The sequence below is a fragment of the Paraburkholderia translucens genome, from assembly GCF_020881035.1.
Taxonomy (GTDB): Bacteria; Pseudomonadota; Gammaproteobacteria; order Burkholderiales; family Burkholderiaceae; genus Paraburkholderia; species Paraburkholderia translucens.
Map to the genome: position 1 here is coordinate 166,950 of NZ_JAJITC010000013.1, position 21,421 is coordinate 188,370.

General features: G+C 56.2%; 17 protein-coding genes and 4 pseudogenes. 14 read left to right on the forward strand and 7 right to left on the reverse strand.

The window, feature by feature from the left end; translation table 11 throughout:
- Positions 1–256: 256 nt before the first annotated feature.
- The 6 genes from LJ655_RS22675 (at position 257) to LJ655_RS22700 (ending at position 6,515) form a co-directional block, all read left to right on the forward strand.
- Positions 257–814, forward strand: coding sequence for a VOC family protein (locus LJ655_RS22675; protein WP_230563455.1), 558 nt, complete (start codon positions 257–259; stop codon positions 812–814).
- Between the two features lie 175 nt (positions 815–989).
- Positions 990–1,877, forward strand: a complete 888-nt coding sequence (locus LJ655_RS22680) for an enoyl-CoA hydratase/isomerase family protein (RefSeq protein ID WP_425605832.1) — start codon at positions 990–992, stop codon at positions 1,875–1,877.
- A 279-nt stretch (positions 1,878–2,156) separates the two neighbouring features.
- Positions 2,157–2,444 carry an L-histidine N(alpha)-methyltransferase gene (locus LJ655_RS22685; RefSeq protein ID WP_230563456.1) on the forward strand — a complete coding sequence of 96 codons (288 nt, stop codon included), beginning with the start codon at positions 2,157–2,159 and terminating at the stop codon, positions 2,442–2,444.
- A gap of 122 nt (positions 2,445–2,566) precedes the next feature.
- Positions 2,567–2,938, forward strand: coding sequence for an L-histidine N(alpha)-methyltransferase (locus LJ655_RS22690; RefSeq protein ID WP_230563457.1), 372 nt, complete (start codon positions 2,567–2,569; stop codon positions 2,936–2,938).
- Positions 2,939–3,224: 286 nt separating this feature from the next.
- Positions 3,225–4,568 (forward strand): epoxide hydrolase family protein, encoded by a 1,344-nt coding sequence (locus LJ655_RS22695; protein ID WP_230563458.1) that lies wholly within the window; start codon positions 3,225–3,227, stop codon positions 4,566–4,568.
- A 501-nt stretch (positions 4,569–5,069) separates the two neighbouring features.
- Positions 5,070–6,515 carry an IS1182 family transposase gene (locus LJ655_RS22700; RefSeq protein WP_230563459.1) on the forward strand — a complete coding sequence of 482 codons (1,446 nt, stop codon included), beginning with the start codon at positions 5,070–5,072 and terminating at the stop codon, positions 6,513–6,515.
- 651 nt (positions 6,516–7,166) lie between these two features.
- Here LJ655_RS22700 and LJ655_RS22705 read toward each other — a convergent pair.
- Positions 7,167–7,535 carry a BON domain-containing protein gene (locus LJ655_RS22705; RefSeq protein ID WP_230563460.1) on the reverse strand — a complete coding sequence of 123 codons (369 nt, stop codon included), beginning with the start codon at positions 7,533–7,535 and terminating at the stop codon, positions 7,167–7,169.
- A gap of 173 nt (positions 7,536–7,708) precedes the next feature.
- Positions 7,709–8,254: a DUF3331 domain-containing protein gene (locus LJ655_RS22710; RefSeq protein ID WP_230563461.1), complete on the reverse strand. Its 546-nt coding sequence runs from the start codon at positions 8,252–8,254 to the stop codon at positions 7,709–7,711.
- 609 nt (positions 8,255–8,863) lie between these two features.
- On the opposite strand from LJ655_RS22710, the gene LJ655_RS22715 reads away from it, so the two are divergent.
- The 3 genes from LJ655_RS22715 to LJ655_RS22725 all read left to right on the forward strand — a co-directional run bounded on the left by LJ655_RS22715 (position 8,864) and on the right by LJ655_RS22725 (position 11,009).
- On the forward strand, positions 8,864–9,568 hold the full coding sequence (locus LJ655_RS22715) for an SDR family NAD(P)-dependent oxidoreductase (RefSeq protein ID WP_230563481.1): 705 nt from the start codon (positions 8,864–8,866) through the stop codon (positions 9,566–9,568).
- A gap of 54 nt (positions 9,569–9,622) precedes the next feature.
- A complete protein-coding gene (locus tag LJ655_RS22720; RefSeq protein WP_230563462.1) occupies positions 9,623–9,859 on the forward strand; it encodes a tautomerase family protein in 237 nt (78 codons plus the stop codon).
- A 172-nt stretch (positions 9,860–10,031) separates the two neighbouring features.
- Complete coding sequence (locus LJ655_RS22725) at positions 10,032–11,009, forward strand: LysR family transcriptional regulator (protein WP_230563463.1); 978 nt, start codon at positions 10,032–10,034, stop codon at positions 11,007–11,009.
- Positions 11,010–11,029: 20 nt separating this feature from the next.
- On the opposite strand, the gene LJ655_RS22730 is transcribed toward LJ655_RS22725, so the two are convergent.
- On the reverse strand, positions 11,030–11,677 hold the full coding sequence (locus tag LJ655_RS22730; protein WP_230563464.1) for a response regulator transcription factor: 648 nt from the start codon (positions 11,675–11,677) through the stop codon (positions 11,030–11,032).
- A 64-nt stretch (positions 11,678–11,741) separates the two neighbouring features.
- Positions 11,742–12,101 carry a response regulator transcription factor gene (locus LJ655_RS22735; RefSeq protein WP_230563465.1) on the reverse strand — a complete coding sequence of 120 codons (360 nt, stop codon included), beginning with the start codon at positions 12,099–12,101 and terminating at the stop codon, positions 11,742–11,744.
- A 2,000-nt stretch (positions 12,102–14,101) separates the two neighbouring features.
- On the opposite strand from LJ655_RS22735, the gene LJ655_RS22740 reads away from it, so the two are divergent.
- The 4 genes and pseudogenes from LJ655_RS22740 (at position 14,102) to LJ655_RS22755 (ending at position 18,030) form a co-directional block, all read left to right on the forward strand.
- Complete coding sequence (locus tag LJ655_RS22740; RefSeq protein ID WP_230563466.1) at positions 14,102–14,623, forward strand: GlcG/HbpS family heme-binding protein; 522 nt, start codon at positions 14,102–14,104, stop codon at positions 14,621–14,623.
- Between the two features lie 314 nt (positions 14,624–14,937).
- A pseudogene (locus tag LJ655_RS22745) lies at positions 14,938–15,367 on the forward strand (transposase); the annotation flags it as partial.
- Positions 15,363–15,536 (forward strand): annotated as a pseudogene (locus LJ655_RS22750) (IS3 family transposase); the annotation flags it as partial. The pseudogenes LJ655_RS22745 and LJ655_RS22750, both read left to right, overlap by 5 nt.
- Positions 15,537–15,864: 328 nt before the next feature.
- Positions 15,865–18,030, forward strand: a complete 2,166-nt coding sequence (locus LJ655_RS22755) for an alpha-galactosidase D (protein ID WP_230563467.1) — start codon at positions 15,865–15,867, stop codon at positions 18,028–18,030.
- Positions 18,031–18,336: 306 nt separating this feature from the next.
- Here the strand turns inward: LJ655_RS22755 and LJ655_RS22760 are convergent.
- The 3 genes and pseudogenes from LJ655_RS22760 to LJ655_RS22770 all read right to left on the reverse strand — a co-directional run bounded on the left by LJ655_RS22760 (position 18,337) and on the right by LJ655_RS22770 (position 20,554).
- Positions 18,337–18,763, reverse strand: a pseudogene (locus LJ655_RS22760) (VOC family protein).
- A gap of 222 nt (positions 18,764–18,985) precedes the next feature.
- Positions 18,986–19,822 carry an enoyl-CoA hydratase/isomerase family protein gene (locus LJ655_RS22765; protein ID WP_230563468.1) on the reverse strand — a complete coding sequence of 279 codons (837 nt, stop codon included), beginning with the start codon at positions 19,820–19,822 and terminating at the stop codon, positions 18,986–18,988.
- A 57-nt stretch (positions 19,823–19,879) separates the two neighbouring features.
- Positions 19,880–20,554 carry a type 1 glutamine amidotransferase domain-containing protein gene (locus LJ655_RS22770; protein WP_230563469.1) on the reverse strand — a complete coding sequence of 225 codons (675 nt, stop codon included), beginning with the start codon at positions 20,552–20,554 and terminating at the stop codon, positions 19,880–19,882.
- Positions 20,555–21,103: 549 nt separating this feature from the next.
- Here LJ655_RS22770 and LJ655_RS30400 point away from each other — a divergent pair.
- A pseudogene (locus tag LJ655_RS30400) lies at positions 21,104–21,337 on the forward strand (IS3 family transposase); the annotation flags it as partial.
- Positions 21,338–21,421: the final 84 nt, after the last annotated feature.

Sequence of the window (21,421 nt, forward strand, 5' to 3'; positions counted from 1 at the left end):
GTGATCGACTTGAGATCGAAGTCTATATCCAGGAATCGAATATTCCAGCTCCCTGCTTTACGTGACGCACTTTTTGATACCAAAGCACTAGATACCAAGGCAGGAGATACCAAGGTACTAGTGACCAGAACACACGTTTCTCCTAGAGTCCATCACGAGCAGAGATCGAATGACTACTACAAGCGAGCCACGATGAATTAGCTCGCCGCTCGATCTCCAAATATGTTTCTTATCAACCATCGAAAGGGAACTGGACATGAGCAGCAAATCCGCTACTACCGAATCCACCGGCATCATCGCCCATGACATGAGCCTCGAGCTCATCGTCATTCCCGTGTCGGACGTGGATCGCGCCAAACGCTTCTATAAAAATCTCGGTTGGAGACTCGATCTTGACTTCTTTGAGGACGCAAACGATTACCGCGTGATTCAATTCACTCCGCCTGGCTCCAGTTGCTCTGTAATCTTCGGCACCAACGTCACGACAGCGAAGCCCGGCACCGCCCGTGATCTCTACCTCGTGGTATCCGACATCGAGGCCGTGCGGAACCAGCTTATTCAGCTCGGCGTACCGGTTAGCGAGCCGTTTCACGATACGAGCGGCGTATTTCACCACGCCGACGGCCGGTTTATTTCGACCGGCTTCAATCCCCAGAGGAAAAGCTACGCGTCCTACGCGTCGTTTAGCGACCCTGACGGCAACAACTGGATACTGCAGGAGATAACTGCTCGGCTTTCGGGTGACGTAAAGAACGGCGATCCGCGCTTCACGGAGGGGATAGTGAACGCCATTCGCAACTCGAACCACCTGTAATCTCCGATCACGCCATCGCGCGAGCGCGTTACCTTGAAGCGACGATAGCGTTTCCGTCGGAAATTGCGCTTTTGAACGTCGCCAATGCTCGCGACCTGCGAGAGGAAATACCATGCACATGCTCAAAATAGCGATTTTTGCGATCTGCTGTGCTTTTTTCATCAGCAGTAATGTAATGGCACAGGCAGAACGGCAAAGCACCTCGAAGAGTCAGGAAGGCGCCGCGACATCGTCGCGCCGGCAGGAATTCAACATTACTCAGGTCACTCCGGCCTACTGGCGCGTCACAATAGACAACCCGCCGTTCAATATCTTCGGCCCTGAGTCGATACCTCAGTTAAATAGCGTCATCACGCAAATCGAAAGTGATCCAAATCTCAAGGTGGTTGTATTCGACAGCGCCGTTAACGGATTCTTTCTTACCCATTACGATTTTGAACCACCACTTGAAGTTACGACCGCAATGCCGCCTGGCAGAACAGGGATGGCGCCATTGCCCGACATGCTAACCAGACTGAGCCGGGCCCCGGTTGTTTCGATCGTGTCGATTCGTGGAAGAGCGACCGGGGTCGGTAGTGAACTGGCGCTTGCTAGCGACATGCGCTTTGCGAGCCAAAAAGCGGTTCTTTCGCAATTCGAAATCGGAGCGGGATTTGTTCCCGGCGGAGGCCCCATGGCTCGCTTACCCCGGCTCACCGGCCGGGGCCGCGCGCTCGAAGTCTTGTTGAGCGGCAATGACATCAGTGGTGAACTAGCCGAGCGCTATGGATATGTGAACAGGGCATTTCCAGACGATCAACTTGATCCGTTCGTCGACGGTCTAGCGCGGAGGATTGCATCGTTCGATAAGCAATCGATTGCGGAAATCAAACACCTTGTAGACGTCGCAAGCCTTCCTCCGGATAGCGAGATAGGCCCGGAGTGGGATGCGTTCATCTCATCCGTACAACGGCCTGCGGCACAACAGAGTATCAAGAATTTGATGGATCTCGGATTGCAACACAACCCCGACGTGGAGAGACATCTCGCCAAATACACGGGGAAAGTGAGCGAGGATCGCTAAAACCGCGTGGCATTGGGCGATCGAATGAACTCGGTGGATATACCAGTCGCAGCAGCCTCGCTCATGATTCGACAAGCTTCGCGCGTCTTTTCAGTGGATCGCCTTTCCTGTGGGGGGGTTGCTGTTACCTGTGCACGACTCGTTGATCCCTTTCTCCTTGGGGGGCCTGTTCTCCGCAGATCGTGCGGAGATGGATTAGACCATCATTTTCGCTCGGGAACCGCTGTTTCGGCGTTTGACGTTGCGTCGGCAATGTGACACGCCTGTACAAACAGAATAGTGCCCATCCGGAGCCCGCATGAGTCCTTTAGCGTCTTCCCCCTTATTTCCCGCCCGACTACCGGCCTCGCCGCTTTCGGAGCGGAAGCCGATGACTGCCTTACGCACGCACCGCAGACGTGGTTGCCCTCGAAGCATCCGTATCACGAAACCGGATCAGCATTGTTCGAGGTGGTTACCACTTTGCCCGAGAGCGCCGTGACGCGCGCCGAAAAACCACTGCTCACGCGCTACGTCACCGAAGTCGTCGATGTACCTCGCGCCGGCGTCATCGTCGCCTGGCTATGAGCGCGACTATTTCGCGCGCCTCGGCGACGTCAGCCGTGAGCCCGCGTCCAGCGCGCAGGTGTTCGTGCATCTTCTCGGCAGCAGAATCGGCAATTTCGCGTGGATTGCAACCACGCGCTTTGTTGCGGGATTCCCAAACCGAGCTCGGACCCGTTGACGCGCTGCTGACCGGCACCGACCTAATGAAGCCCCTGATATCGCTCTTTGCCACTTACGACGACACGATCGGTGCAACGGCGGCCTTCAATCTGAACCTGCTCGCGCGCGTCAACCGCGAGCTCGGCGGCAACTTTCATCTATCCGTCTTCGAGCACGTCGCCCGATTCAGCGCTGGCGCGCGCAGCGTCGAGATGCGTCTACGCGCAAAAGAGCGAGTCGAGGCGCGCGTAGACGCAGCAAACGTCGCAGCCAGGCCGCCGCGGACGCGGGCTTCGCCTTTGTGCAGAAATCGATCGAAAAAAATGGAAACTAGCGGAGAGCCCCGCTCATCATGAAATAAAAACCGGCACGTCTGATGATGTTTGAAGCGTTTCGGTTTCTATGGCTTCTGCCGCCTGAGCAAGAGTGTTCTTCCTGTCGGCGTATTTACGGAAAAAGCGATGCGCGAAATAATTGCCCCGTCAGGATGAACATTTATTCGATTGCACGTTGGCATCGATGTGGCCGCAGTTATGTTCTTGAAAAGCGAAACTCTATTAGCAATCGCTGTGCGACTGCCTCATCACTTTTATGTCACGACGACGGATGGCCTTTCTATCTGACTTTCAACGAGGAGCTATCATGGAAAAATATTTCAAGTGTCATTGTGAATCCCGCCGGTATTTTCTAGAGGCTGCGGCGGTAGCAGTGACATCAGGAGCGATTAGCCGGTTAGCCTTTGCAGACGTCAATCGTCAGGCTGATTTAATTGTGCAATCGACAGGCCGAGAGGGATCCGATATTCGCTCCCTCCGCATTCACGCAACCGAGTCCCAGCTTGCGGACCTTCGAATGCGCATCAAGGCCACCAAGTGGCCGGACCGGGAGACCGTTCAGGATGCTTCGCAAGGCGTTCAGCTTGAAACAATGCAAAGTCTCGCAACTTACTGGTCAACAGACTACGACTGGCGAAAGGTCGAAGCGCGCCTCAATGCGTTGCCGCAGTTTTCCACGGAAATCGACGGGACCACTATCCATTTCATACATGCACGTTCGAAACACGCCAACGCTCTCCCTATCATTGTCACGCATGGATGGCCCGGTTCAGTCATAGAACAATTGAAAATTGTCGCCCCATTGACCGATCCCACGTCTCACGGCGGGACAGCACTGGATGCATTTGACGTCGTAATTCCGTCGCTTCCCGGGTACGGGTTTTCAGGCAAGCCGACCGAGATCGGTTGGGATCCCGCGCGAATCGCGCGAGCGTGGGTCGTGCTGATGAAACGGCTCGGCTATACGCGATACGTAGCCCAAGGCGGAGATTGGGGAAATGCCGTCACAGAGCAAATGGCGCTCATTGCGCCGCCCGAGCTGGTCGCCATTCACACGAACATGCCTGCCACGGTTCCCGACGATGTCGCGAACGCGCTTAAATTCGGGAATCCCGCCCCTACGAGTCTTTCGGTCGAAGAAAGGCATGCGTTCGACCAACTCGATTACTTCTACAAGCATGGTCTCGGCTACGCTCAAGAGATGGCAAATCGCCCACAGACGCTATACGGAATTCAAGATTCGCCGATCGGACTGGCGGCATGGATGCTTGATCATGACGCCAGCAGTCAAGCGCTGATTACCCGCGTTTTTCGAGGACAAACCGAAGGCCTGAGTCGGGATGATATTCTCGATAACATTACGCTTTACTGGCTGACGAACACCGGCGTTTCTTCAGCGAGGCTTTATTGGGAAAACAAATTCAACTTCTTTGCACCCAAGCACGTCTCGCTACCGGTGGCTGTCAGTGTGTTTCCGGATGAAATATATGCGGCCCCGAAAAGCTGGTCGGAACAGGCCTATCCGAAGCTGATTCACTATAACCGGCTGCCTAAGGGCGGTCACTTTGCTGCATGGGAACAACCTCAAGCATTCACTGAGGAGATCCGTGTGAGCTTCCGCCAGTTCCGAACTCCAGCGTCACCTACGTAAAAGGTTGCTGTCGTCTTGGCAAAAGCGGGCGCCATCCGCGGCCGCTTACACGAACAGTCTTTTAATTGTGACATTCGGTCCCAGTCAGCCCCGGCCTCGTTGCGTTTGTGTCGAGCCTGTGTGAAAACGCATCAGTTGTTGCCAGGGAGGGTTCGCCAGTCTAGCTAACGTCGCCGATGGCGAATCGAAGTGAGGCGGTTGATTCACATGACGTGAGGAGCGCACGGACCTGCTCGGCCGCGTCCGGAGAAAGCCCCGGATGTTCGTTCCGTAGATACTCGATGGTTTGTTCAGGTGACCAAGGTCCCAAGGAGGCCATGTAGTCGTCAACGTCGTCCTGAATTTGTCGCCACGAAGCGTATTGCCGTCGTGACAACACTATCAGGTTACTTCGTGTATAGATCACATAGAGGTTCAAGAGCTTCTCGCGGTTGGCTTTCGATTCAGCATTCTCGCACCTGACCGCCTAAACTGAATCAACGCACTGAGAGCGGGTGACTCATGAAGCGATTCGTAGAAGGTGATGACCGCAAGCAGGTCGCACTGCTTCCCGAATGCGTCGATGACTACATCGGTCAGGACAATCCGGTCAGGGTCATAGACGCTTTTGTCGACGAGCTGGGCCTTGACGATCTCGGTTTCGACGGAACCACACCGGCGCTCACGGGCCGTCCGTCCTATCATCCCGGCGTGATGCTCAAGATCTATATCTATGGGTATCTGAACCGGATACCCTCCAGCCGGCGTCTTGAGCGCGAGTGCCAGCGCAACGTCGAGATGATGTGGCTAACGGGGCGTCTGGCTCCCGACTTCAAGACGATCGCCGACTTTCGCCGCGACAACGGGCCAGCCATTCGTAACGTATGCCGCCGTTTCGTCGAACTGTGTCGCGGACTGAAACTGCTGTCCGGTGACATGGTGGCTATCGACGGCAGCAAGTTCAAGGCTTCGAACAGCCGCGACAGAAACTACACGACGGGCAAAATCGACAAGCGCCAGCAGCAGATTGAAGAAAGCGTTCAGCGATATCTCGACCTGATTGAAAGTGCTGACCGCACCAGTCCGACAGGGTTCGATGTGAAGACCGTGCGCCTGTACGAGAAGATCGCCAGCTTGCGCCAGCAGATGCGTGAGCTCGACCAGGTCAGGAAGCAGTTGAAGAAGCAACCAGACAAACAGCTGTCCATGACGGATCCCGATGCGCGGTCCATGGCAACAAGCGGAAGAGGCTCCGGAATAGTGGGCTACAACGTTCAGACCGCCGTGGACACGAAACATCATCTGATCGTCGCACACGAAGTGACTAACGTCGGAAACGATCACGGTCAACTCAGCGGGATGGCAACGTCTGCGAAGAACGCGATGGGCAAAGCGAGGCTGAAGGTGCTGGCCGATCGTGGCTACTACAGCGGCCCGGAGATACGTGCATGCGATCTGGACAACATTAGCACTTACGTTCCCAAGCCACTTACCTCCGCATCAAGGAAGAAAGGTCTCTTCACGAAGGCCGACTTTATCTACGATTCAACAAGCGACGTGTACCGGTGCCCTGCCGGCGAGCGCGCCATTCATCGGTTCAACACCGTCGAGCATGACATGACCCTGCAGGTGTACTGGCCCAGTGCCTGCCCCCGTTGTCACCTCAAGGACCGATGTTCGCCCAGCGACTATCGCCGCATCCGACGATGGGAGCACGAAAACATACTGGAAACCATGCAGCGGCGGCTCGACAGGAAGCCCGATGCAATGACGATCCGCCGAAGTACTGTTGAGCATGTCTTCGGTACGCTCAAACACTGGATGGGGCCCGCGCACTTCCTGACCCGGACGCTTGGCCGTGTAAGTACTGAGATGAGTCTTCAGGTATTGGCCTACAACCTGAAGCGGGTCATCAACATACTCGGTGTTGCGGGAACGATGAAGGCCATGAAGATGGCTGGAAGGTAAGGCCCGGAGGGGCTTCGCTGCGCTCGTGCGACTCGATTGGCGTAAGCTGGACCGACCAAACTTAATCCAACTGAACCAAGAACGCGCGTTCAGCGCCACAAATTGAGTTCTCACACAAGCTCGGTCGTCAACGAACGTCGGCTTATCATCATCCGCAGAGAAAATAAGTTGGCAATGCGCGTCCCGCACACCGGCCGGCCAACACGGCAAGCTTCACGCTGACGCCAGGCTGCGGGGCGAAACTCGGCCACCGCCTGCGCGGACGTGCGCTAGTAGCACATCGCCCTTATAGCCAATGTTCTTCCAGGAGCCGGCTACACCGCCGATCCGATTGCATGAGCTGTGGAACCGGCCTACTTGTCGCTACACTCACCGGGCTGCGACGCGCTGGCGTATCGCGGTCCCGTGCCGCGCATTTCGGGCGTATGGTGTGATTATCCGGGACAGGGGGCACTGGAAGGCACTTCGGAGGGCAGGCCGTCCCTATGCGTTGAGCCGTGAGCTCAAGTTAGGAAAGACCTGCACAGCTCGTTTTTCAGAGCGTCGACCTCTTGCTGCTTCAACCGGGTCAGCCACGAGAATCTGCGGATAGCTTATCCGTCCGGTTTTGAGCCGCGGCGCTTCGTTGTGTGAAGCGATATTTCCAGTGAATCAACTGCCGTGGTCGCCGGCGACGACCAGCCTGCTGATCACCGTCTGGACACCCGGTACTTTCCCCGCAATCTCCTGTGCAACCTGATCGTCCGAAGCTTCCTTGATCGTCCCAGCGAGAATGACTTTTCCCGTCTTTGCCGTAGCGAACACCGCGATGTCCGAATCGTGCAGGGATTTGTCTTTAGATATGGTGTCTTGAACCTTCTTGGCAAGCGCTTTATTTGCGATCCTATCGAATTTTTTCACCGCACGGATTTGTTCTCTCCTCGCGGAATTTACATCCGTCGCTGTTGGCGTCTGTGCGAGCACCGCGAATGAGAGCGATGCCGCAACGGCGCCAGAAAGTGCGATGTATCGGAGTTTCATGGAGTCACCTGTCAATAGTGAAAACGTGGAGGATTGGATATTTCAATCCGTTTTTCAAACCAAAACAATTTCCGCCTGCTAGACTTCTCTGAAACCTTCCGTGCCGGGCTTGACGTGCCGCACTGCTTCACTCATATCCAACATTTTTCACTCGGACCATATCGCTGGCTTACTCATATCACCTCGCACATTGTCTTCGCGAGAATCATTGCCGATGCATTGATTGGCGAAACTCTCGAGCGTTGCACCGGACGAAACACTTCCTCCCCGGGGTGAATTCCTACCCCGGAAAGCGCGCAGTTTCCAGAGCACCGTGCTACGCACAACACCCACGTCTGCGCACCGTAACGACAAGACGTTGGATCGCTCCATGAAATCAGCACTCTCGACTCACTGATGCGTTCAAGCAGCTTGATCGCTGCGGACTGGGTGCTCGCTTTCGACTCAACCCCGACCTCTATCGACTGCGGCTGTGTATTTGGTGTTTTAGCGTCTTTGGTCTGCGACTGCGGAACACCAGTCTCGGGCCCGCTGCAACCAACCTTGCCGCACATTGTCAACAGTATCATCAATGTCTTGGACCATGCGTCCCTGCCAGCAGCAACCTCCAGGACTTCATTGTCTAAAAAGTCGCCTGCCGGCGAGACCGCATGCGCATTTACAGCCCTCCGATCATTCTTTTCGGTTGCTGTTGAAAAAATGTCGTGATGCCGCTTCATACATTCTCCTTGTCTGTTTCTGTGTACAAGTAGGCGTACCCGCTCTGACCGGCTCGTCTATTTAACTTTCCTTCGTCTCGATATCGCGGAATGTGGCATCGCATGCAAGGCACTATAGCCTCTCGTTCGTCCTCTTAAATGTACAGAACCAGAAAGCAGTTTTTCCCGCGATGCATTAACGCCCGGTCCGCGCACCTTCCGGCCGTTTTTCGCGGGGCTGCCATGCTGGGCGTCGAATTGCTGTCTCTACAGCACATGTGCCGCTTACCTCATTGTTAGATTGCTTTGGCTAAAAGACAACTGATACCAAAGTGCTAGTGCGCCCGCAGTCGAAAACCGGTTTAATGCAATCGCTAGCGATTATTAGATCGTGTGGCGCGGGAGGGCGGGCAACTGAATGCATTGTTGCTGTCAGGGTGTAGGTCGCGGGCGGATCGAACGCTGACGTAGCGACTACCCATATCGGCATTGTTGTGTCTCATTGCATTGCGAATTGTTCGCACCGTGACAGGCGTTGAACCTTCGCAGTAGCGTTGCAGGACCATGAGTTCAACGGAAGCTCTATTGATGACATGGGCGTTACCAAAAAAGATTGCCGGAGAGTCCATCGTGACTGCGTCGCAAAAGGTTTCCGTCGTTACCGGCGCATCGCGGGACATTGGCGCTGAACTGATAGAGGGCGTTCGCCAATGCGGCTACCGCGTGGTGGCGACGTCTCGATGGATTGCGCCGACCGACGATCCGAACGTCGACATCGTCGATCCGGCGACCGCCCGCTGCGTCGTATCCGTGGGTGCAGCAAGGTTGGTTGGCCCCGACACCGTGGCTAACAACGCAGGCATCTTGATCTCCACGGGGTTCACGAGCGATACGAAACAGGACCACGTAGTCGTTACGAGGGTCAATCTCACTGGGTTGATTTACATTACGCAACTCGCTGATCTCCCTATCGGCCAAAACGAGAAGCAGTCGAACGGGGATGTCGTCAGCATCACGACAAGCCTCACCGAGCGCGCGGACAACAACGTGCCATCGGTACCGGTTTCGCTTACGAAAGGCGCCTTGAACGCCGCCACGAAGGCTCTTGCCATCGAGCGCGCCAAGCGCGGAGTCCGTGCAAACCCTGCCTCGCCGGGGGTCATCAAATCTCCACTACATCCGCTGGAAATTCACTCTGCCCCGGACGCGCTTGATCCTATCGTTCATGTCGGCTGGATAAGCGATATGGTCGACGACGTTCTGCATCTGGAGTCGCCGCCTTTTGTCACCGGCGAGATTTCGCATGTCGACGATGGTCGAAACGCTGGTCACTGAGCAATCGGCGCGAGAGGTTGGCGCCTCTATTTAACGGAACTAAGGGGAACAGAAATGCCTATCGTCACGATTCAGGTCACCCGTGAGGGTACGAAGCCGGGCGCCAAATCTGTCACTGCGGAAGAGAAAGCCCAACTAATCATGGGCGTCAGCAAACTTCTTCTCGACGTGCTGAACAAGCCGCTCGAATCGACGTTCGTCGTGATTGAAGAAGTCGATACCGACAACTGGGGATGGGGCGGACTACCCGCTCTCGAATATCGCCGTCAACGAGCGCAGACTCCGCGTTAGGACTGCGCAAGTAGATTTGTACCGAGACGAGGTGGCGTCGCCGGGCGCGGCTCATCAGGTTGCGCGTCATGGAAGGACGGCCCGAACTATAGCCAGCGAAGGGCTAAACGTGCGCGTTTTTCAGTTATCCGTATCAACGCGCAGCGAGCTAACACTCGTATGGAGATGTACCATGGAAGAACTCTACTTGTTGCGGGCTTTCGTCGCCGCAGCACATTACCGAAGCTTCACCAAGGCCGCCGAAGCGTTGGGCGTCTCGACTGGAAGTGTGTCGAAGGCTATTTCAAAACTTGAAGATAACGTCCAGGCACGTCTGCTGCATCGCACGACTCGCTCGGTCGCGCTCACAGAGCCAGCCCAATCGTATTACCTCAGTTGCCGGCGACTGCTCGATGAGCTTGACGAGGCGAATCGCCGCATGCGCCGGGAGGGCGACGTTGATAGTGGAAACCTGCGACTTGCGGTCCATCCCCTTGTAGTTGGACATCTTTTCTCGGCGTTGCTCGCGCAATATCGGGAGTTCGCACCGAATATTAATTTGATGGTGTCGGTGCGGGAAGGGCCGGTCAACCTATACGAGGGCAAATACGATGTGGCGATCCAGCTGGCAGCGCTTGTAGAACAGGCCGCGGTCATCCGGCGAACGCTGCTCACCACGCCGCGAATCATGGTTGCAACGCCCCGCTATCTCGAACTTCACGGTATGCCGAAGTGTCCGGCCGACCTGTCGCAGCATTTGTTGCTACTTCCATCACACCAGCGGCAACGTCATTCCGATTGGGTTGAACTGATCGAAAACGGCGAGTCAGCGCGAGTAAAACCATTTTCGTCTATCGATGGCAATGACGTGCTGCTACGGACTTCCGCGCATGCGAGCGTGGGCATCGCAGCCTTACCGGAATTCATGATCCGTGAGGACATTGGCACCGGGCAGCTCGTTCACGTGCTGCCAAACTGCGGTACCCCCGACGGCGACCTCGAGTTGTGTCTCTTCTATCCGTATCGGGATCTGCTACCAATGCGCCTGCGCAGCTTCGTTGATTTTTGCACGGCATTCTTTCGCGACAACGAAAGTAGGAGGCGGCGACCGGTTCATACCGCAATTCCCGATCGTGTCAGTAAAAACGCGCCCTTGCACGCGACGTTGTAATAGCGGCAAACACCATCGAATTAATGCTTGCGCGACCCTGGTGGTTGGAGTTGAAGTTTCGCCGCCATCGTGACCAGTTCCGGCACCGAGTCAGCAGCCATTTTTAGCATCATCTTGCCGCGGTGAGTCTTCACCGTGATCTCACTGATACCGAGTTCACCTCCTATCTGCTTGTTCAGCAGACCGCGAACAACCAACTCCATGACCTCCCGCTCGCGACGGGTCAGCGACAAATACCGGCTGTGCAGAATACGCAGTTCCGACTGGACTTCGAGTGCTTGCCGACTCCGCTCCAATGCGTCCCGAATGGCCTGCAGCAGCGCTTCGTCGTCGAATGGCTTGGTCAGAAATTCGACAGCGCCTGCCTTCATCGCCTTCACGGTCATGGGTACGTCCCCGTGACCCGTAATGAAAATAATTGGCATGTCGGCCCGCTCGGCCGCAATCCGCTGTTGCAAGTCCAGCCCGCTTACTTCCGGAAGGGAAACGTCAAGCACGAGACACGTTGGGGCAAACACGCGCGGGTGCGCGAGAAACTCCTGCGCGGAAGCGAACACCTGTGCACGCAGGCCTGCGGTGCGCAGCAAGAGTTCCAACGCTTCACGAACGGAGATGTCGTCGTCGATAACGAATACAACCGGCGTTAGTTGCCCACCATTCGACGACATAGTATTGCGATTCGCTCCAGTTACCCTCACGTCGCTCCTCTTTTGGGCATGTACCGCGTCGCCTTCAGTTATTCTCTAGCGCAACCTGAAGCGCCGCAAGCAGTGCACTATCGCCAAATGGCTTGAAGAGGCAATCGCAAGCACCCTCTGAAACCAGTTGAACGCGCAGGGCTTCGTCCTCCTTGGCCGTAATGAACACAACCGGAAGCTTCCTGCCCAATCGTTTCAACTCGTGGAAGAGCGCTATACCGCCCATTCCCGGCATGTTGATGTCGAGGACAAGACAATCGGTCTTCCCGATTGCATCGGACGCCATGAAAGCTTCCGCGGAAGGGAACACGGCGACGTCGTATCCGAAGATCTTCACAAGATCTGGGAGCGACTCCCGGACTGCCTCATCATCGTCGACCAACGTTACCAGCATGGTTGTCTATCTTCAAGTCTCGCAGAGACCCCTAGCCTAGTCTTTTCGTATACCAAAGAATGCACGAATCTGGCCCGGAAATCTACGATACGTTAGTATTGATTGGCTGAAATGTCTTCGTAATACAAAGCCGGCCCTCCAGCACTGGCCGTGCCTCTTTACCCAGCACAACGACTCGGCTCGATGCCCGCCTTGAGCCCATTTCGCGGAATGCTCGCCCTCAGACACCCCTTCGGTCCACCGTCCAATCTCAAGTAACGACTTTACCATCAGGTTCGGCCGTTCTTCGTCATCAGACAATACCGGTCCCTGTTCGTCATTGGGCCGATAAATCGCACGAACAACCGGGAGGCCCTGGCCGGACGCCTACGTCAGTTTCCTATGGTCTCTCCAGCCCATCGTGCTCAGCTTGCCTCTTCAGGAACACTGCTCCCGGCTACCACAACTTCTCGTTGCGAGAGCACAAGGTCGTCGACGCCTGTGTATCCGAACTCTACTGCAAACCATCGCCCATCTGGCTGCTCAGCAGGCAACGCGGGAAATGATGTCACGCCGAGCGCTCCCGCTCGCTCGAGATCGCGTTGCGTCGTCCCGATCTCTTCCTGATTCACCCGCCTTTCATGAAATTCGTCGGCGGATATCGAAAACCCAGCGGCACGCAGTGCCTCGACAGCTATGCGCGCCACCACGCGACCACCCGTCGTACTTCGACCCTCCGTATAAAGCGCGTTTTAAAGTACCCTGAAGACTTCCAGCAACGCCACCTTGTTCCCGCTAATGCCCGTGCCGCCACGACCGCCCGACAAACGGGCTCCTTATGCACCAGCAAAACTGCCAACAACAATAATCTCCAGATGAAGGTCCGGCATGCGGCCGGTCAACCGGCGAGTTCCCTTCTGAAACCATAGCACCAGGAGCACATGAGCCAGCCGATATAGATCAGTTTCATTTTTGACTCACGAAAAGTAAAGCGCCATGACCGCTCATAAAAGCATGAAACACACATCCGGCTTTTTGGTGCCAACAGGTTCCCCCATTTAGAACACTATACGATTTGGTATGCGATACGTGCATATATCGCTTCGCATATCTCTTGTTACACCGGGTAATACCGAAGTGAAGCTGACTTTTGGAGCGGCCTCGAATCTGAGAGCGCAGGGACCTACATAAAATACGAGCTAGTCTTGTGCCTATCTGCAGCAGCCCCCTTAATCTCCGCACACTTCCTCCCACCTACAATATGCCGGTAGGCAGCACTGAAATGAAGCGCTTGCCGGTGGTCCTCGCTGAGCACACTCTTCCTCCGCGTCTCGTAGCTAACTGATCTCGATCCATCTGGTTTTGCGATCGCTGGAAAATCGATGACGCGAGCGGCACACCGCGTGGCGGATCGCAGTCGGCTACGCGGGGTCAAGCTCTACTTTATCCGCACACTTGCGAACCGTGGTTACTCTGCTCTCCTCTTCGTTTCTTTCCTTCCATTCACAACTGTTTGTTAGCATCTCTCATTTCAAGTTCGAACCCTTGATCGTAGACTAGTCACTGTTTGATCGAACTGGGACGGTCAGTCTCAGCTAAACCAAACAGTTCTAAAAACAGCTGATCGCGCGCGCAGCGGTGCCGTCAGTCTCTCTGAAGTTTTGTGTTCGTGGAGTTCATGGAGCGAGGGCCCTCTCTCGAGTATTAGCCCAGCAGGCGGCCAGCACACCATCTATGTCACAGGCCACCTGATGACATGCCCTCATGCCTCTTGAGGAGATAACCACTGAGCGACCACGCTTCGTCATGCCCCATCCCACAGAACTTTTACGGAAGCCGCACAACGGCGATCCGCCGCGTCGACAGTATCTATCGCCCCGACACGCCGGCTTGAAGTAGTTCCCATCGACATAAATACCATGGTTCATTTGTTCGCTTTCGATTGAAGCAGGCGATTTTCACTCGGATCTGCACTCCCGAAGCAACAGTCCAACCTGCTAACCCGCCACGAAGAGGATGTCATGAAATTGACTGCGCTAGCTCTATTTACTTTCTGGATGCCGGCGACATTCGCACCGGCACACGCGCAACAAGCGCCGCAATCGGGGTATCACTATACGTTGCCGCTCAGCACCGCCGTCGAGGCAGCGCGCGAGGCCATTCGCGTGTGCGAGGAAAATCACTATTGGGTGACCGCGACCGTTGTTGACATGGATGGTGTTCCCCAGGTCGTCATGCGCGGGGATCACGCGACGGTGCACACGGGAGAATCGAGCTTCCGTAAGGCGTTTACTGTTGTCACGCTCGGACCGGAATTCGGATTCGATCGCTCGAGCGGGTTCTTCCAGCTCACCAAGACCAATCCTTTTGCGCCACAACTGGCCACGGTTCGTAATGTGATGGCACTGCCCGGCGCCGTCGCGATCAGGGCCAACGGAGAAATGGTCGGTGCGCTCGGCATCGGCGGCGCGCCGGGGGGCGATAAAGATGAAGTTTGCGCTGCTGCAGGTATCGCAAAAATAGCGGACCAACTGCCGCATTAACCCTCAATATGACTTGCACCGCTGCTCGCTGTCGGCAGGTCACGACAAAACATCTCGCGGCAGTTTCGATCCCGGGAGTTGGCACCAGCGTCCGTTCAAGCTCGGGAAAATCGACTCCATCGTGCTCGCGCGCTGAACTGAAGTTCAACGCGCGGGCGGCACCTAGGCGCAGGTGCCAGACTGGCAGCGGCCCAAACTGCGGACGCGGCCTGCTAGAAGTTCGGCAAAAAACGACCTTAGCCAGATGTCGACTTCAGGTTTGCGTGGCTCTTTCGAGATCCTATGAAGCGAGGGGCTTTACATGCTGACGCCTAAGATCAGCGTGCAGAGGTTTGGCTCCTACGCTCGGTTGCCGGGATAAGGTGGATCACAGCAACTTCGAAACCGGCTTTCCCGCGACGAGGTGAAGTGCCATGACGGGGCGCCGCTGCCGCCCGAATTGCGGGAGCGCCTGCTGCGGGAGTGCGAACGCGTGTCGCTGGCGCAGAAGCAGTTCGCTGCGCTCGAGAAGACGCGGCAGGCAAGCCTGCCCGCACCGGCGCGTTAGCGGCGCGACGATCTCGCGCGCCTGAAAGTGATTGGCAAAGTGGGAGCGTCACGGCTCGTACTCGAACTGTACTGGAGAGGGCTCAGCAACCGCCGCCAAGTCGTTGCCTGTACGGGGCTGGTGCCCAGCCTTACGACAGTGGCGAGAACCAGATCGACCAGGGAATCAGCAAACAGGGCAACCGACGAGTGCGAGCGAGTGCATGGCACGAGGTATCGCACGCATCGCGAAGTTGTCGCGGAGTTGTTCGAATACATCGAAGTGTTCTATAACCGCAGTCGTCGTCATCCATGGCTTGGCTTCATGTCGCCATCCCTGTTCATGCAAGACTGGCTTGTGGCTCGGCGGACAAGGGATGCGGCCGCAGAACACGCGGCCTTTGGAAGGCGAAAAATCGGGGGAACCTCAAGAGGTTGTTCAGGCATAACGAAAGTGTATTGGTATTCTCGGCATACTATTTTGATATGGCAGAGACTTGGGGAATTGGTTGCGTGTCGGGAAATGCAAAAAGCAAACAAAATGGAAAGCCATCGCCTGGCCTGTATCTGCAAGCTGCTGTTTTTATTCAATATTCATATTTTATTCTCACTTGATGGGATAGATAGAAAGATCTGGTAAGGCATTGTCGCGCTCAGTATATTCAGCTCCAAACCTCGTCCGGCAGTAAAAGGATGTTTTTAACAAGGAGACTGACATGGCTTTGCCCAGTTATAGGCAGTGCGTTGTCTCGCTGTTATTTGGACTTGCGTTGAGCGTTTCAGGCTGCGGCGGTGACGCCGGCACTGACAGCGCAACGAGTGCGATAAAAAGTTCGTCCCAGGTATCTGCGGCACCCGATTCGTCGAACGCGGCGCTGGCGCAACAGCAATTGCGGTCCCTCAGGCAGGTTGCTGTCGTCCCGCCACCCATGGGTTGGTCTTCGTGGAACAGCCTTGCGGAAAACGTGAACTTCCTGACGATCAAAGCGGAAGCCGACGGTCTTAGCCAGCTAAACACGCAAATCACGTCCGGTGCGAAGTACCAGTACGTGAATATCGACGAGGGCTGGTGGACATCGGGCACGAGGGACGCAAGCGGCAATTTCGTTATCGACAACACGCAGTGGCCCGGTGGCATGCAGGCAATGGCGCAATACATCCACAGCAAAGGCTTGAAAGCTGGCATCTACATCGATTCGGGTCCTCAAGGATGCGGGACCAGAACCAACGGCACGCATTTCGTTGGCAGCGACTTTGCCCATTACGACCACGACTTTCTACAGTTTGCCCAGTGGGGATTCGATTTTGTGAAAGTCGACTTCTGCGGCGGTCGTGTTGCGGGCTATGATCCGCAACAGGCCTACACCGCGATCGCGGACGCTATCGACAAGGCTTATGTCCAGACGGGTCAGCGAGTGACGCTTAGCATCTGTGACTGGGGAACGATAGGTGGCAATAGCACCTATCCCGACTTCAATGAAGGTCCTTGGGCCTGGGCAGCCGGCGTCGGCAGAATGTGGAGAACGACCGGCGACATCTATGGGCCGAACAGCGGCATTCCGAACTTCGGCAACGTCGTTGGAAACTTCCTCGGCAACTACCATCCGGAAGGGCAGCATACGGGTTTCTACAACGACCCCGACATGATGGTGGCGGGCATGGGGATGTCCGCGGTTCACGATCAGGCTCATTTGAGTTTGTGGGCGATAGCAGGTGCCCCGCTGATTCTCGGCAACGATCTCTCGAAACCACTTACCGCCGACGCGACGAAGCTTCTGACGAATCCAGACGTCATCGCCATCGATCAGGATCCTCTCGGATTGCAAGGAATACTCGTTGCTAAATCCGGGGCCCAGCAGGTTTGGTCGAAGCTGCTGGCAGGGACGGGTCAGCGGGCGGTGGTTCTGTTCAATAACGGAGACGCTGATGCTCCGATGACCGTGACCTGGCAACAGCTGGGGCTGGTTCCGACAGGGCGTGCGGATGTGCGTGACGTGGTTGCAGGCGCCAATCTGGGTTCGTTCTCCGGCTCTTATACGGCACCGAACGTTCCTGCTGGCGGCGCAGTGTTGCTTCTGGTCAGAGGCGCGGACACCGCGTCGTCAAGCTATCGACCGAGTGCTGTGAGCGGAGGCGCAACGATTGAAAAGTGTCCGGAATGCGATAGCGGCGCGATCGTGAAACGCCTGGGAACGGTAACGTTCAATAACGTTGCATCGACGGGAGATGGCGGATTTATCGAAATCGCCTACGCGAATCGCACACGTGAGACGGTGAATGCGGAGTTGTCGGTGAACGGTGGTCAGCCGACCACGCTTGCGTTCCCGCCGACAACGGGAGTGCAAGGGCAGATCGGTACCGTGACCGTATATGCTGGCCTGCAAACAGGGGCAAACACCGTGGTTCTTTCGAGCGCAGACAGCGCAGCGCCAGGACCGGCAATCAGTTCAGTCTCGGTGGTTGCGGGCCCGGTTCGCCTGCCTCCGTTCAAGGCAGCATACGAGGCCGAGGCATCGACGAACATCCTCGCAGGAGGCGCGCGCGTGTCATCGTGTTCGGCATGTTCCGGTGGTCAGGACGTAGGTTACATAGGCAATGGCGGAACGCTGACGATGAATGGCATCTCCGTACCAGCGGATGGCAATTACACGGTGCAAGTGGGGTACGCGAACGGAGATTCCGCGCCGCGATTTGCACAAGTCAGTATCAATGGGGCAACGCCGATTACTGTCTCATTTCCGCCGACCGGCGGATGGAGCACCGTTTCGACACTGCCGGTCACGGGAGCATTCAAGAGTGGGAGCGCAAACACCATCATCTTTTCAAATCCGGACGGATGGGCGCCAGATGTCGATGGTGTTAGCTCGCCGGTAGCCCAGTAGCGCTTGGTTGGCAATGGCCGATACAGCCGTGCGACTCTGCTCGCACGGCTGTTCAACAAACGTCATATTCCGGCGAGTCGCTCAACGCAGGTCCGCAAAAGAAGCAGATGCTCAGATCGTGCGTCGTTTGAATTCGGGTCGTCATCGCATTGCATCTTCGATCTGTTTCCGTTGTTGCGCGCGATAACTTGCCATCTCCGCCTGGATCCAGTTAGAGAATGCGACGAATGGCGCCCAATCCGGATACCGTCGCTCGAATCGCCATGATTTTCAGCTCTCAACAGAAGTGCCTAACACCCTGTAACCTTAAGATTGGCCTTCCCAACGCGGATCGTAAGCGAACTCCAGACGGATGCCCCCCGGTTCATAGATCATGGTGTGCTTCTTGGGTCCGGCACCCAGCATCTCGGGCGAAAAACTCGATTCTGGTACCCGGCCACGCTGCCACTCGCTCGGCAATCTCGGTGAGTGCCTGTTCGCTTTCGGCACGCATCGCAAGATGATGAAGACCGATGTTGGATTTTCGGTCAAACCCGACCGGATTTTGTTCGTTTTTCACCTCCCACAACGTTAAGACAACGTACCCGTCTGACACAAACGCCGCTGGATAAGTCGGGTTTTCACCGACCTGTGCCCAGCCGAGGCAATTGAGAAAAAAATCGCGCGTTTGCGCAAGCTTGCGGACGGTCAAGCCAACATGATCGATGCCTCGTGTGAACGAAGTGGTTGTCATGAGTGGTCCTCCGAAATACGAAAAAGGAAGAACAGGGTCTGCCAGTCCACTGGGTTGGGTATCGAACTTCGCGTCTGCGTTGAACAGCGATGCGGACCGGACGGCAAACACGCTCGTTCAAAAACAGAAAGTCGTCTCCCGGTACCCTTCATCCCGCTCTCCGGTTCGCAGAGGTAGAAGCGAATGGCATTGACCGGCCGGTGCCCGGGCGTTTCCCCCGAGCTAGCGCGCAAGCTGCCCCAGATAGTAGCCGAGCCGCTTTTCGACATCGCCCGCTTGATGAAAGCCCTGCGCATTCAACGCCTCGATCCCTTTTTGCGCGGCAGACCGCCCGAGTGACGCGATGCATGCGTCCCAGCCGGCGCCGAGTTCAACCTCTGGCGGCAGACTCGAATTGACCAGACGCTTCGTATTCGCAATCGCCCATTTGTCGAAGCCGGCGATCCGATTCGCCAGCGCGTCCACGAATGCATCCAGTTCAGCGTCCGGAAGCGCCCGGTTAACGTAGCCGTAGGCCTCTGCCTGATCGCCTGTAATGTCTTCCGAACTCAAGAGCACTTCAAGCGCCCGGTTACGCCCGATCAATTGGGGCAGCCGAGCCATGGGTCCGCCGCCAGCCACCATACCTACCCCTACCTCCCATTGAGAGATGATTGCCTTTTCGCGACTGGCGAAACTCATGTCGCAAGAGAGCGCGATTTCGCTGCCGTTTCCGGTAGCTCGCCCGCGGATCAGTGCGATCGTAACGACCGGGACGCGCGTGAGGCGTACAAGAAAGTCGGGCCATTGTGGCAAGCCCGTAGGACCGGGTGGAAGCCCGGTCAAATCATCCAGCTTCGCGAAGAAATCGGAGTGGTTGAGAAAGTAGCCCTCCACCGCACTGTCGAACACCACGACTTTCACGCGGTCATCGGTCTCGATAGCGTGAATGAGTTCATGGAACTGCTTGACCATCGCCGGACCCATGACATTGACCGGCGGATTGTCGATCGTCACTCGCCAATAGGCCGGCGTTCGCCGGATGGTCTTAATCTGAACGGAGCTTGTTGCCGCGGTCATCGGTATCTCCCGTTGGAGGCGCATGCTTGTTTTCCGGCATGCGCCAGATTGGCGCTACTACTGCAAAACCTTCAGCAATTCTCTGGCAGTGGGACCCGACGATGCCGGGTTCTGCCCCGTAATAAGACGCCCATCGACGACGCTGAGCACGGCCCAGTTCTCCACCTTCTCAAAGTGACCGCCCAAACGCTTGAGTTCGTCTTCGACCAGAAACGGCATGACTTTCGTCAACCCGACGGCCTCTTCTTCATCGTTCGTAAAGCAGGTAACACGCTTGCCTTTCACGAGAGGCTGCCCCTGAAAGGTCGCCTTGAGCAACACGCACGGCCCATGACAGACAGCAGCGACAGGCTTGCCTGCGTTATAGAAGTGCTCGATCAACGCAATCGAGTCTTTGTCATTGGTCAGGTCCCACATCGGACCATGACCGCCCGCATAGAAGATGGTGTCGTAGTCGTCGGCCTTGATTTCGGAAAGCTTGACGGTATTGGCCAAAACCTTTTGCGTCGCTGGGTCGTGTTTGAATCGCTGCATGGAGTCGGTTTGATTGTTGGGATCGTCGCTTCTAGGGTCGATTGGCGGCTGTCCGCCCTTGGGCGAAGCGACGACAACAGTAGCGCCCGCATCGCTGAAGACGTAGTACGGAGCGGTAAACTCTTCGAGCCAGAACCCTGTTGGCTTACCGGTGTTTCCCAGCTGATTGTGCGAAGTCAGTACGAGAACGATCTTCATTGCCTATCTCCTTGCTTGGGTAACTCCCCTGCCACGGTATTGGCGGGAATCTTGAACGCTAGTGGAATATTGAAAAGCGCTACTGCCTGCGGGACCCAACGTACGCTTGAATCCATCGAACGTGGCTCAGTCGTTTCAGCCCGCGCTTCGATCGTTTATCACCTTACTGAGTTCTGCCGCCCATACGAGCGCATTCAAAAGGCGCTCGCTGACAGTGGGCCATCGCGAGCAGTCGCGATTACTCGACGCAACGAAATGAACGCGGTGATGAGATGCTGTCCGTCATATTCGGCTTACCTCCAAAGGAATCTGCCCTGTGAACCGATTCTATGTTCGCTCCGCGGGTCATTGCAGCAGTTTGACTGTCAAATCACCTTTTCCAATCGGGAATCAAATCGCTGGACAGCAGATGGATCGCCTCAGTGAGCATTGCCGAACCGGAGTCGTTGATAGGATCCGCGCGAATCGCCTCAATGTCGATGCCGTCGAGTATCCAATTCAGTTACTCCGTTCGCAGCTTTAGTACGGCTTCTTTGCGAAGCCACCTGCGAGCACGATCAACGTTGCTACGGCTTTCGCCGCATACGCGCAGCACAGGGCTGGGGGCAGGTCTTTATTCGGAGTAAGTGATGCGACGTTTGATGAGGCAGGAAAGGGCTGGCCGCTGCCACTGCCAAGCGACGTCGCTATGGCTGCTACCGGGGCGAAATACGCCTCGCGCCAGAGAGCCTGATCAATCGTGAATGCGTATTCCGCGCAAATCGAGCAGCCGTTCCACGGCAAGGCGAGCGGGCATTCCACGCGAAGTCGAGCAGCGATTCCACAGCAAAGCGAGCGCTGCGGACGCGGCGATGCGGGGTGAGCTCT